The 13,222-nt window shown below is 38.5% G+C and carries 10 protein-coding genes; 9 read left to right on the top strand and 1 reads right to left on the bottom strand.

Annotation, left to right across the window (positions count from 1 at the left end; all coding sequences use genetic code 11):
* Position 1: 1 nt before the first annotated feature.
* The 4 genes from recN to RCG17_RS04805 all read left to right on the top strand — a co-directional run bounded on the left by recN (position 2) and on the right by RCG17_RS04805 (position 5,209).
* Positions 2-1,699: a DNA repair protein RecN gene (gene recN, locus RCG17_RS04820; RefSeq protein WP_308174127.1), complete on the top strand. Its 1,698-nt coding sequence runs from the start codon at positions 2-4 to the stop codon at positions 1,697-1,699.
* 283 nt (positions 1,700-1,982) lie between these two features.
* Entirely contained in the window at positions 1,983-3,272 is a 1,290-nt protein-coding gene (spoIVB, locus tag RCG17_RS04815) for a SpoIVB peptidase (RefSeq protein WP_308174126.1), read from the top strand.
* A 255-nt stretch (positions 3,273-3,527) separates the two neighbouring features.
* Positions 3,528-4,316 (top strand): sporulation transcription factor Spo0A, encoded by a 789-nt coding sequence (spo0A, locus tag RCG17_RS04810; protein ID WP_308174125.1) that lies wholly within the window; start codon positions 3,528-3,530, stop codon positions 4,314-4,316.
* 164 nt (positions 4,317-4,480) lie between these two features.
* Positions 4,481-5,209, top strand: a complete 729-nt coding sequence (locus RCG17_RS04805) for a glycerophosphodiester phosphodiesterase (protein WP_308174124.1) — start codon at positions 4,481-4,483, stop codon at positions 5,207-5,209.
* A gap of 762 nt (positions 5,210-5,971) precedes the next feature.
* On the opposite strand, the gene RCG17_RS04800 is transcribed toward RCG17_RS04805, so the two are convergent.
* Entirely contained in the window at positions 5,972-6,211 is a 240-nt protein-coding gene (locus tag RCG17_RS04800; RefSeq protein ID WP_308174123.1) for a DUF2627 domain-containing protein, read from the bottom strand.
* A gap of 288 nt (positions 6,212-6,499) precedes the next feature.
* Here RCG17_RS04800 and RCG17_RS04795 point away from each other — a divergent pair, with 288 nt between their 5' ends.
* From RCG17_RS04795 to RCG17_RS04775, 5 genes are all read left to right on the top strand, one after another.
* Positions 6,500-8,218, top strand: a complete 1,719-nt coding sequence (locus RCG17_RS04795) for a sigma-54-dependent Fis family transcriptional regulator (protein ID WP_308174122.1) — start codon at positions 6,500-6,502, stop codon at positions 8,216-8,218.
* A gap of 222 nt (positions 8,219-8,440) precedes the next feature.
* Positions 8,441-9,535 (top strand): branched-chain amino acid dehydrogenase, encoded by a 1,095-nt coding sequence (gene bcd, locus RCG17_RS04790; protein WP_308174121.1) that lies wholly within the window; start codon positions 8,441-8,443, stop codon positions 9,533-9,535.
* Positions 9,536-9,618: 83 nt separating this feature from the next.
* Positions 9,619-10,719, top strand: coding sequence for a butyrate kinase (buk, locus tag RCG17_RS04785; protein WP_308174120.1), 1,101 nt, complete (start codon positions 9,619-9,621; stop codon positions 10,717-10,719).
* A gap of 20 nt (positions 10,720-10,739) precedes the next feature.
* Entirely contained in the window at positions 10,740-12,161 is a 1,422-nt protein-coding gene (lpdA, locus tag RCG17_RS04780) for a dihydrolipoyl dehydrogenase (RefSeq protein WP_308174119.1), read from the top strand.
* Between the two features lie 47 nt (positions 12,162-12,208).
* The gene (locus RCG17_RS04775; protein WP_308174118.1) at positions 12,209-13,204 is read left to right on the top strand and encodes a thiamine pyrophosphate-dependent dehydrogenase E1 component subunit alpha; all 996 of its coding nucleotides are present in this window, start codon (positions 12,209-12,211) and stop codon (positions 13,202-13,204) included.
* The last annotated feature ends 18 nt before the right edge of the window (positions 13,205-13,222 follow it).

The raw sequence follows: 13,222 nt of genomic DNA, 5'->3' as shown, positions 1-13,222 counted from the left end.
CTTGTTAAGTGAGATATCAATAAAAAACTTTGCTATCATCGAAGCTCTTTCACTTTCATTTAATAAAGGCTTGACTGTTTTAACAGGAGAAGCCGGGGCAGGGAAGTCGATTATTATTGATGCGATTCACTTATTAATAGGGGGAAGAGGATCCTCCGAATTTGTTCGTCATGGAGAAGAAAAAGCGGAAATCGAGGGACTGTTTAATTTAGATCATGATCGTCATCCTTGTTATCAAAAAGCACAAGAATTTGGAATTGAAATCGAGGAAGGCATGGTAATTTTGAGACGTGACATTTCGCGTTCAGGAAAAAGTGTTTGCCGAGTCAATGGGAAACTGGTTACCATATCGACTCTCCGTGAAATAGGGTCGACATTAGTAGATATCCACGGCCAGCATGAACATCAAGAATTAATGGATGACACACACCACTTGTCCTTACTTGATCAATTTGGATATAAGGAAATTTCCGTCTCTCTTTCTGAATATCAAACTGTATTTCATCGATATGAACAGACCCTCGGTAAATTAAAAGCCTTAAGCGAGAACGAGCAGCAAACAGCCCATCGGCTTGATCTAATTCAATTCCAATTAGATGAAATTCAAAAGGCAAACTTGAAATTAAATGAAGACGATGAACTCCTTGAGGAAAAAAGAAAATTAAACAATTTCGAACGGATTTTCGAAGCTGTACAATCTAGTTATACTGCACTGCAAGGTGAGCAAAAGGGCCTTGATTGGGTGAGTTTGGTCATGGGTCACCTTGAAGCAGCTGCAGCACTTGATGAAGCTTATAAAAATACGTACGAAGCTGTAGCAAATAGTTATTATTTACTTGAGGAAGCAGCAAGATCTCTTCGAAATGAAATGGACCAATTAGAGTACGACCCGCATAGATTAAATGAAATTGAAGACAGGTTAACGGAGATTAATCATTTAAAAAGGAAATACGGAAGTACGATTGAGGAAATATTGGAATATGCTTCTAAAATTGAAGAGGAAATTGAAACACTGCAAAATAAAGAGACCTATATCGATCATTTAGAAAAGGAACTGTCCTCCTTAAGAAAAGATCTAAGCCTTGAAGCAAATCAATTAACGGATATTCGAAAGAAATGGGCTGAAAAACTGACAAAGTTGATCCATAAAGAATTAAAAGAACTATATATGGCAAAAACTGTTTTTGAAATTCATTTTGAGCCTAAAGGAAACTTTTCAAGGGATGGAATGGATGATGTAGAATTTTATATTTCTACCAACCCTGGTGAGCCGTTAAAACCACTTTCTAAGATCGCATCCGGAGGAGAGCTTTCAAGGATCATGTTGGCTTTAAAAAGTATTTTCTCCAAACATCAGGGAGTAACGTCGATTATTTTCGATGAAGTTGATACAGGTGTAAGTGGCAGAGTGGCGCAAGCAATAGCCGAAAAGATTTACAAAGTTGCGATCAACTCGCAAGTTTTGTGTATTTCGCATCTACCTCAAGTGGCTGCAATGGCTGATACTCATTTGTTTATTTCAAAGGTTACAAAGGGCGGAAGAACCAAGTCAGCTGTAACACCACTTAAATTAAATGAAAAAATCACAGAAATTGGGCGCATGATTTCTGGCGCTGAAATAACCGATTTAACAAAAAAACATGCTGAAGAATTATTGCAGCTTGCTGAAGAAAATAAAAAAAGTGCAAGCCTCTTGTAGGAAAACAAACACTATACCTTTTCATTTTTAAAAAAACTTGTAAAGCTATCCATTCTGGGTAGCTTTTTTTATATGCCTTCCTGTTATAAATGGTCGGGAACGAGGCAAAATTAAAGATGTAGCCATTTCTTTTTAAGGAAAAGGGGCGGAGCGCCGCAAAAGAAAGTCATTACATCGGATGGCAGTGGGTATTAACACCACTTTGCGATTTGATAAGTGTAAGCTTGGCTCTGCTCATCACCGCCTTTATTGAATTGGACAGAAGCGAGGAGAGTGAAAAGATTTGAAATTAGAAACGATTAGAAAAATCATTGGTGGAATTCTCCTTGTTTCATTAAGCAGTTTACTTTTTTTTCACCCTTTTCAACAATACCTTTCAATTCCCAATAATATTACTGTTTTTAAAGGACAACAATATACGATTCAAAAGGCTGCTCCGGTTGCAGCCGAAGTTCAAATGCACAATAAAAGTATCTCTCTAAAGCAGGAAAGACATTCAATTTCCGTGTCCGCAAATGAACAAGGAAAAAATGAAATGATAATGGAATTTGCAGGAATTCCCGTTAAACAGGTCGATGTAAATGTATTAAAAGATTTCAAAGTGATTCCAGGCGGACAATCAATTGGTGTTAAGCTAAATACTGTCGGTGTATTAGTGGTCGGTCACCACTTAGTAAATACCGAAGAAGGCAAAAAATCCCCTGGCGAGATTGCAGGAATAAAAGTTGGCGATATTATTACAGAAATCAACGGTACAAAAATCGATAAAATGTCAGACGTAGCCCCATTTGTACAAACCGCAGGACAAAATGGCCAACCATTGAATATGGTGATAAGTCGTGAAAGTGGGAAATTTACCACTAAATTAACTCCCTTAAAGGATAAAGGGGAAGAAATGTACAAACTTGGATTATATATTCGTGACTCAGCAGCGGGGATTGGAACAATGACTTTTATGGATCCGCGTTCGAAAAAGTATGGAGCTTTAGGACATGTGATTTCTGATATGGATACGAAAAAGCCGATAGTTGTTGATGATGGCCAAATTGTTCGCTCAACAGTAACTTCAATTGAAAAAGGAAGCAATGGAGATCCCGGTGAAAAACTGGCGAGATTCTCTTCAGACCGAGAGATTGTTGGAAATATTAACAAGAACAGTCCGTTTGGAATTTTTGGAAAACTAAATAAAGAGCTTAAAAATGGTATAATGGACGAGCCACTGCCAATAGCTTTATCCAATCAAGTGAAAGAAGGACCGGCAAAGATTTTAACAGTAGTCAACAACGATAAGGTGGAAGCTTTCAATATTGAAATCGTCAGTACAATACCACAGAAGTTTCCTGCAACAAAAGGGATGGTCATTAAAGTAACAGACCCAAAACTTCTTGAAAAAACAGGAGGAATTGTTCAGGGAATGAGCGGCAGCCCAATTATTCAAGATGGAAAGCTTGTCGGTGCAGTAACACATGTTTTTGTTAACGATCCAACATCCGGGTATGGTGTTCATATAGAGTGGATGTTAAATGATGCGGGAATCAATATTTATGATAAACCAATGGAGAAAGCAAGTTAATGGTTTTACAAAATAGGCAAATGCCTATTTTGTTTTGTCAAAAAGACCATATCCATCTTATGGAAAATGTCGATTCTAGCGAAATTCGTCGAAAATAAAAGAAAATAAAAGGAAAGATAAGATTTTACAGCTTTTTTGAGAAAAATTAAAAAATTAAAAGGAATTTTTGTTGCATTGTCGAATTTCTTATTTAAAATAGAAAATAGAGATGACTAGGCAAAATAGATATTGAATCGATTGAGGAGGAAACTGGATTTGAAGAAAATAAAAGTATGTGTCGTTGACGACAATCGGGAATTGGTGGGCTTACTAGAAGAATATATTTCAGCCCAAGATGATATGGAAGTAGTAGGAACAGCTCATAACGGACAAGATTGCTTAGAAATGTTAGAAGGAACAGATCCAGATGTCCTCGTATTGGATATTATTATGCCGCACTTGGATGGCCTAGCAGTCCTTGAAAGACTTCGTGAAATGAAAAAAGGAGCTCTTCCTAATGTTATTATGTTGACTGCATTTGGCCAAGAGGATGTAACTAAAAAGGCTGTTGAGCTGGGAGCATCCTATTTTATCTTAAAACCGTTTGATATGGAAAACTTGGGAAATCATATTCGTCAGGTAAGCGGAAACAGCAGTTCCATTACTCGTAAACAAACAACAACCTACCGTTCCCAAGCGGAGCAGAAACCAAAAAATCTTGATGCAAGCATAACCAGTATTATTCATGAAATTGGTGTACCTGCACATATTAAGGGATATTTATATTTACGTGAAGCCATTTCGATGGTCTACAACGACATTGAATTGCTAGGCTCCATTACAAAGGTTTTATATCCTGATATTGCAAAGAAATACAACACTACAGCGAGTCGGGTAGAACGTGCGATCAGACATGCCATTGAGGTTGCTTGGAGCCGTGGGAACATCGATTCAATTTCATCTTTATTTGGCTATACCGTAAGTATGTCAAAAGCAAAACCAACAAATTCAGAATTTATTGCGATGGTGGCAGATAAGCTTCGGCTTGAGCATAAGGCATCGTAAATGGGAAAGTAATGCAGATGAAAAGCGTCCATTTTGTTCGTTTACAAAATGGACGCTTTTTATTATGGAATTATTTTGGAACGAACAAAAGCATATGATAAAGTAAACTCGAGGATTGAAGTGGATGAAGCTTTTTGATCATGACTTTTAGGGGATGAGGAAGGATGACTCAAGTATTTGCACATCGTGGATATGCAGCGTCATTTGCTGAAAATACAATGAAAGCTTTTAAGGAAGCAGAAAAAGCAGGGGCTGATGGTATTGAACTTGATGTTCAATTAACAAAAGATGGCGAAATGGTCGTTATTCATGATGAAAAATTAAATCGAACGACCAACGGAAATGGATTCGTAAAGGACTTTTCTTACAAAGAAATAAGTAAATTGAATGCAAATAAATCTGGTGGAGCTAAAGAGCCAATCCCTTTACTGAAGGATGTCCTCAAATGGATGCAAGGCAATAGGCTAATTTGTAATATTGAGTTAAAAAATGGATTTTTTCCTTATGAGGGTATGGAGGAAAAAGTGATTAAACTAGTTCGAGATTATGGTCTGGAGGAAAGAATTATCTTTTCTTCGTTTAATCATTACAGCATTGTCTATTGCTACCGATTAGCTCCGGAAATAGAAATTGCCCCACTCTATTCAGGAAGAATTTTTATGCCGTGGATCTACGCTAAGTCCATTCAGGCAAAAGCGATTCACCCCAACTATAAAGGATTAACGAATGATATTATTAGGAAATCAATTGAAAATGGCATTTCCGTTAGACCCTACACCATTAATAACGAAGAAGATATGAAGTATTTATTTACCCTTAATTGTTCAGCAATTATTACGGATGACCCTGTAAAGGCCTTAAAATTAAGGAAAGGCATCGAAAGAGACCAATAGCGGTCTTTTTTTACAGAAAGTCAAAAAACTCTCCAGCTTGTACAATATTATTGGTTTATGACTTTCAATAGGTCTGTTGATTGGCACTCCAGGCACTTCGCTTTCTGCGGGCGTGCTGGGGAGCCTCCTCGGCGTTGAAGCGCCTGTGGGGTCTCCCCAGCCCCGTACTCCCGCAGGAGTCTTCGTGCCTTCCGTGCCAATCAACAGAGTGTTTTCAATAGACCTTTAGCTAAAGAAATAAAGATAAAAAATGTTTCTTCTGGAAAGACCCGTCCTTATTTCATGGATGATAGTGATCCACCATACTAATTCAAAAATTACATAATAAATATGAAAAGGAAATAATAGAGGGAAGATTGACAGAATCATACGTGCTTTATTGGCTTCGCTTCTGTCGGTTACGGGGATTGAAGAATGCAAGCGAACAGGTTTTTCTAACTTTAGTCAGTCAAAATACAAAAAACTCTGCAACATAGCAAGGTTAGAAAAAGTGTGTTGCAAAATAATTTAGGTTTTTTTACCTCCCTGTTGATTGGAGCGGAGGGCACTCGACTCCTGCGGGATCAAGAGGTCACTGGAGACCCCACAGGCGCCAAGGCGCCGAGGAGGCTCCAGAACCTCCCCGCGGAAAGCGAGTGCCCGGAGTGGAAATCAACAGGCCTATTTGCAGGTACAATTAGTTTAGATACTAATAAAATAAAAAATTGTCGAGAAAAATACCTTTCTCGACAATCTGTCAGAAGAGACCAATAGCGGTCTCTTTTATTTTTTATTTTGAAATCTTGTTTGTACTTTATTACGTTTACGGTCCCGATAAAAAATGAATCCTGCCACAAAACTAAGTCCCCCAACAAAAAACAAAAGTCCAAGCAGAAATTGCAACCATAAGTACGGAAAGGGCGGCTGCAGAATTCCAAAGGTCATATCACGCATCAGCTTAATTCCATATGCAGCTAAAAAACCAGGGATTAATAAAATTACCAAAGCAATAATCCGTATCATAAATAAATCCCTTCTCAAATAAAAATATTCGCAAAAATCATCATATAAAAATAATAGACTACCTATTAAATTTGTCAATATAAATCAGGTTGGACCACCAGCCCATCTATTTTATATCTAAAGTCTGATATTTTTATGAATCAAAATGTGTATTTCCTTTTAACGAAAAAAACGTTAAAATAATTCTTGAAAAAAACTGCAGATTTCGTATGAAAAACCTTGAAATAAATTTCTTAGTTTGAAATAACTTGCTTAAAAGATGAAATATTAGTACAGGAGGGGAAGCTGATGGAAAATGTCATTCACAATTTAATCTTTAATTCCACTGATGATGGAATGGTTGTTATCAATAATAAAGGGATCATTACCCTATTTAATAAACGTGCTGAAGAAATAATGGGGATAAAAAAAGAAGAGGCCCTTGGCAAAGCTGTATCAGAGGTGATTTTTGAGAGCCGTCTTCCCCTAATCTTGTCTACAAGAAGAACCGAATCAAATCAAGAAATGGTTTTAAAAAATGGAAAAAAGATCATTACAAGCAGAATTCCCATCATTGAAGAGAATGGCAGGCTTTTGGGTGCTTTTGCAATTTTTAAAGATAGTACGCAGGCTGTTAAGCTTGCAGAGGAAATTACTGATTTAAAAGAAATACAAACGATGTTGGAAGCCATTATCCAATCAAGTGATGATGCCATCTCAGTTGTAGATGAAAAAGGGATCGGGATTTTAATAAACCCTGCCTATACCCGTATAACCGGTCTGACAGAAGAACAAGTCATTGGAAAACCAGCTACTGCGGATATTTCAGAGGGAGAAAGCATGCATATGAAGGTCCTGCAAACTCGAAGACCTGTTAGAGGAGTAACAATGCGTGTCGGACCAAACAAACGTGAAGTCATTGTTAATGTAGCCCCGATTATTGTTCAAGGAAAATTAAAAGGCAGTGTTGGCGTCATTCATGACATGTCAGAAATAAAAGCATTAAACATAGAATTAAATCGGGCAAGGCAAATAATTCGAACACTTGAGGCAAAATATACATTTGAAGATATTATTGGAAAATCAGAAGAAATGCTCCTTGCAATTGAACAAGCTATGCTTGGCGCTAAAACACCAGCAACTGTTTTATTAAGAGGTGAATCAGGTACAGGAAAGGAATTATTTGCCCATGCTATACATAATGCAAGCGACCGAAAGTATAACAAATTCATTCGCGTAAATCTTGCTGCCATTTCCGAATCATTGCTTGAAAGTGAATTGTTTGGTTATGAGGAAGGGGCATTTTCAGGAGCTAAAAGAGGCGGGAAAATTGGTTTATTTGAAGAAGCAAACAATGGAAGTATTTTTCTTGATGAAATTGGAGAACTTTCAGCAAATACTCAAGCGAAGTTATTAAGAGTTTTGCAAGAAAATGAAATTATTCGGGTTGGCGGAACTAAACCAGTACGGATTAATGTTAGAATGATTGCCGCTACAAATGTGAATTTAGAAAAAGGAATTTCAAATGGAACCTTCAGGGAAGATTTATATTACCGTTTAAATCGAATTCCAATCCATATACCACCTTTAAGAAAAAGGAGGGAGGAAATTCCATTTTTATGTGAGCGAATTATTCAGAAAATCAACCAGGATTATGGTAGAAGCGTTGAAGGAATCACAAAGGCGGCTGAAGCACAATTAATGGATTATGATTGGCCGGGAAATGTAAGGGAATTAGAAAATATTCTAGGGAGAGCCATTATTTTTATGAAACACAATGAAACGTTAATGGATGTTAAACACCTCCCAGAATTAACGAATAAATATAAAAGTATAAAGGATATTCCCAGAGAAACAGCTGAACAGACCCATAATAGCTCTCTATCCGATATGGTAGAACAATATGAAGCGCATATTATTCAAACAACTCTTAATCGTTTAAACGGCAATAAAACATTAACAGCAAAGGCACTCGGCTTATCAGTTCGAAATCTATACTATAAACTTGAAAAATTTGGCGTGCAATAAATTTCATATTATGCAAAATAATTCAGGTTTTATACTTCGAAAATAAGCTTTTTCGTTGCTTTTTATTTGGCATGATTTTTGCATAATATTATTTGGAAATTTATTTTTTATGCTGCTCATTATGCTATTACCTTTAAAAAGAGGGAATTGGATATAATCCTGCAATTGAAATGATGTTCCTTTACAACAGGACTCTCACAGAAATATAGGAGGTCAATCAGGATGGAGATTTTTGGCTATTTAGAAAGATATGATTACGAGCAATTGGTATTTTGTCAAGACCAAGAATCTGGTCTTAAGGCGATCATTGCTATTCATGATACAACCTTGGGCCCTGCTTTAGGAGGCACACGGATGTGGACATATGATTCTGAAGAAGCAGCAATTGAGGATGCTCTCCGTCTGGCAAGGGGAATGACGTATAAAAATGCGGCTGCAGGTCTAAATCTTGGCGGCGGGAAAACTGTTATCATTGGGAACCCCCAAACGGATAAAAGTGAAGCGCTTTTCAGGGCCTTTGGCCGTTATATTCAAGGCTTAAACGGACGCTATATTACAGCGGAAGATGTAGGTACAACCGTTGCTGATATGGATATCATCCATGAGGAAACGGATTACGTGACCGGGATTTCGCCAGCTTTCGGCTCCTCAGGGAATCCATCCCCTGTCACAGCCTATGGTGTTTATCGCGGAATGAAAGCAGCTGCTAAAGCAGCTTTTGGAACAGATCTGCTTGAAGGTAAAGTGATCGCTGTCCAAGGAGTTGGCAATGTAGCGTATAATCTATGCCGCTATTTGCACGAAGAAAAGGCAAACTTAATTGTAACTGATATTAATATTGAAGCTGTAAAAAAAACTGTTTCCGAGTTTGGGGCAAAGGCAGTGGAGCCAAATGAAATTTATGGGGTTGACTGCGATATTTTTTCCCCATGTGCTCTTGGAGCTGTAATAAATGACGAAACCATCCCAAAATTGAAGGCTATGGTTATTGCTGGTGCAGCCAATAATCAGTTAAAGGATACCAAACATGGTCAAGTAATCCATGAAATGGGGATTATGTATGCCCCTGACTATGTCATTAATGCTGGCGGTGTTATCAATGTTGCTGATGAATTATATGGTTACAACCGAGAACGGGCAATGAAAAAGGTAGAACAAATTTACGATAATGTTCAGAAAGTATTTGAAATTGCCAAACGTGATTCCATCCCTACTTATCTAGCAGCAGATCGAATGGCTGAAGAGCGGATTGAGAAGCTTCGTCATTCACGCAGCCAGTTTTTACAGAATAACCGCCATATTTTAAGTCGACGTTAAGTGCATTAATCGTAATTAATACGTTTTTTAGTAACATTTATACATTAAATGATCAAGGAACTGTTGAATAGGAGGCCAAGAGATTGACAGAAAAAGATTACCGGGTCCTGATCATCAACCCTGCTTCCACATCCACGAAAATCGGGGTCTTTGACAATGAAGTTTCTTTATTTGAAAAAACAATCCAACACGATGCTGAGCAACTAAATAAATTTACTAATATGGCAGACCAATATCAATTGAGAAAGAATGCGATTTTGGAAACATTAGATATGGATGGAATTAATGTTTCCAAAATAAACGCAGTTTGTGCCCGAGGAGGTTTGCTGAGGCCGATTAAGGGTGGAACCTATATAGTAAATGAGGCGATGCTTCAGGATTTACGCTCAGGTTATGCAGGGCAGCATGCATCGAACCTGGGAGGTATTATCGCTTTTGAAATCTCCTCTGGGCTCAATATTCCTGCCTACATCGTTGACCCGGTAGTTGTGGATGAACTTGAACCAATAGCCAGGATTTCTGGTTTTCCGCTAATAGAAAGAAAGAGTATTTTTCATGCGTTAAATCAAAAAGCTGTAGCCAGAAGAGTTGCAAAAGAGCTTGGGAAAACATATGAAGAAGTAAATTTAATTATCACCCATATGGGCGGAGGGACAACAGTTGGAGTCCATAAAAATGGGAGAGTTATTGATGTCAATAATGGGCTTCACGGCGATGGTCCATTTAGCCCGGAGCGTCCGGGAACGGTTCCTGCTGGTGATTTAATAGATCTTTGCTATTCAGGTAAATATTCTCGCGATGAAATCATGAAACTGTTTGTTGATCAAGGCGGATTAATGGGATATCTGGGAACGAAAGATGCATTAAAAGTAGAAGAAATGGTCAAAAATGGGGATGAAAAAGCAAAACTGATATATGATGCTATGGCCTATCAAGTTGCAAAGGAAATCGGCTCTGCAAGCGCAGTTTTAGCTGGAAGAGTAGATGCGATTGTACTGACAGGCACCCTTGCCTATGGAAGCAAACTTGTAAGGTCCATTATCGATCAAATTAATTGGATTGCAGATGTTATTGTTTACCCTGGGGAAGATGAATTGCTGGCATTAGCAGAAGGTGCATTAAGGGTTTTGCGCAATGAAGAAAAAGTTAAGGAATACCCCGTGTTCAACACTGCAAAAATCTAGTCATAGGAGAGGACATAACAATGGCACAAGAATACGATATTGTCATACTAGGCGGAGGAACCGGAGGATATGTAGCAGCCATTCGTGCTTCCCAGCTTGGTTTAAAAACAGCGATTGTTGAAAAAGGGAAACTTGGGGGAACATGCTTACACAGTGGATGCATACCAAGTAAGGCGCTTCTTAGGAGTGCTGAAGTCTATGCGACAGCAAAACAGAGCGAAGAATATGGAATTATTACCCATGGTGTAACGGTTAATTTTACAAAGGTTCAAGAACGGAAAAGTAAAATTATTGAACAACTTCATAAAGGTGTTCAACATCTTATGAAAAAAGGAAAGATCGATGTTTATGAGGGAATTGGACGGATTTTGGGACCATCTATTTTTTCACCACTTCCAGGAACCATTTCGATTGAAATGAATAATGGATCAGAAAATGAGATGTTGATTCCTAAAAATGTAATTATTGCAACTGGATCAAGACCTCGGACACTGCCTGGACTTGAAATTGACGATAAATATGTCATTACTTCGGAAGGGGCATTGGGTTTAGAATCACTGCCAAAATCAATCATTATTATCGGCGGAGGCGTAATCGGTATCGAATGGGCTTCAATGCTGTCAGACTTCGGTGTGGATGTAACGGTAGTGGAATACGCTGAACAAATACTCCCGGCAGAAGATAAAGAGATTTCACGAGAAATGCAGCGTTTGTTGAAGAAAAAAGGGGTCAAAATTATTACGGGAGCAAATCTGCTTCCAGAAACCCTTGTTAAGGGCGACGGAATATCGATAACTGCGGAAATAAAATCCAAGCACCAAGAGTTTAAAGCTGAAAAACTATTAGTTTCCGTCGGGCGACAGGCGAATATTGAAGGTTTTGGTCTTGAAAACACAGATATTCAAATTATAAAAGGTGTTATCGGAACAAATGATTATTATCAAACAAAGGAGAGTCATATCTACGCCATCGGAGATGTCATTGGCGGCCTGCAGCTGGCACACGCAGCTTCACATGAAGGGATTGTGGCAGTTGAACATATTGCAGGGAAGGCCCCTTCGCCAATTAATTATAACTTAGTAGCCAAATGTATTTACAGTAATCCTGAAGTGGCTAGTGTAGGGATGAATGAAGAGGAAGCAAAAGCTAAAGGACATAATGTGAAAATCGGAAAATTTCAATTTAGAGCGATTGGAAAAGCACTTGTTTATGGAGAATCCGATGGATTTGTAAAAATCATCGCAGATAAAGATAGTGATGACATTTTAGGAGTTCATATGATTGGGCCACATGTTACCGATATGATATCAGAAGCAGGTCTTGCCATGGTATTAGATGCTATTCCTTGGGAGGTATCCAATGTGATCCATCCGCACCCAACCCTCTCTGAAGCCATTGGGGAAGCTGCACTTGCAGTAGATGGATTAGCCATCCACTCATGAGGGGCACAGTACAAAAATTTTTACGATCAATAGGGAGGTAATATTTAATGGCTGTTAATGCCCACCTTGAATTAGGTTTAAGTGATAAAAAATTAATGGAAATGTATGAAATGATGCTCTTGGCACGACGTATCGATGAACGGATGTGGTTATTGAATCGAGCGGGAAAAATTCCTTTTACTATATCATGTCAAGGTCAGGAGGCTGCCCAAGTTGGTGCTGCTTTTGCGCTCGAGAAGGAAAAAGATTATATTCTTCCATACTATCGGGACTTGGGGGTTGTTTTAACATTTGGAATGACTGCAAAGGAGATTATGCTTTCGGCATTTGCTAAAGCTGAAGACCCCAATTCTGGTGGTAGGCAAATGCCAAGTCATTTTGGTCAAAGAAAAAACAGAATTGTGACCGGGTCTTCACCGGTAACAACGCAAGTACCACATGCAGTAGGGATTGCCTTAGCTGGAAAAATGGAGAAAAAAGATCTAGTTACTTTCGTCACTTTTGGTGAGGGTTCATCTAACCAAGGGGATTTTCATGAAGGCGCAAACTTTGCGGGCGTTCATAAATTACCTGTCATTTTCATGTGTGAAAATAATAAATATGCGATCTCTGTTCCAATTGAGAAACAATTGGGATGTGAGAGAGTGTCTGACAGGGCGATTGGCTATGGAATGCCAGGGGTTACGGTTGATGGAAATAATCCTCTTGAGGTATATCGAGTAGTAAAAGAGGCAACAGATCGCGCCAGGAAAGGAAAAGGGCCGACCCTGATTGAAACAGTTTCCTATCGGTTAACTCCACACTCCTCTGATGATGATGATCGTACCTATCGTGCACCGGATGAGGTTGCAAAAGCAAAGACATTTGATCCAATCATTACTTTTGCTGCTTTTCTAAAGGAAAAAGGTGTTCTGAGTGATTCAGCGGAAGAAGCAATCAATAAGCGGATTCTAAAAATAGTAAATGAAGCAACTGATTATGCCGAAAATGCTCCATATGCGGCACCAGAAGATGCGCTTAAATATGTTTATGGGGATCGCTAAAGGGAGGTAAAGAAGATT

The sequence above is a fragment of the Neobacillus sp. PS3-12 genome (assembly GCF_030915385.1).
In the GTDB taxonomy this organism is placed as follows: domain Bacteria; phylum Bacillota; class Bacilli; order Bacillales; family Cytobacillaceae; genus JAEVLT01.
Note: the sequence above shows the minus strand (reverse complement) of the source record. Positions and strands in the feature narration are given on the sequence as shown.

Coding starts and splice junctions, on each gene's coding strand:
- RCG17_RS04805 (WP_308174124.1), top strand. CDS start 4,481: ATGACTCAAGTATTTGCACATCGTGGATATGCAGCGTCATTTGCTGAA.
- bcd (WP_308174121.1), top strand. CDS start 8,441: ATGGAGATTTTTGGCTATTTAGAAAGATATGATTACGAGCAATTGGTA.
- RCG17_RS04775 (WP_308174118.1), top strand. CDS start 12,209: ATGGCTGTTAATGCCCACCTTGAATTAGGTTTAAGTGATAAAAAATTA.
- RCG17_RS04795 (WP_308174122.1), top strand. CDS start 6,500: ATGGAAAATGTCATTCACAATTTAATCTTTAATTCCACTGATGATGGA.
- RCG17_RS04800 (WP_308174123.1), bottom strand. CDS start 6,211: ATGATACGGATTATTGCTTTGGTAATTTTATTAATCCCTGGTTTTTTA.
- lpdA (WP_308174119.1), top strand. CDS start 10,740: ATGGCACAAGAATACGATATTGTCATACTAGGCGGAGGAACCGGAGGA.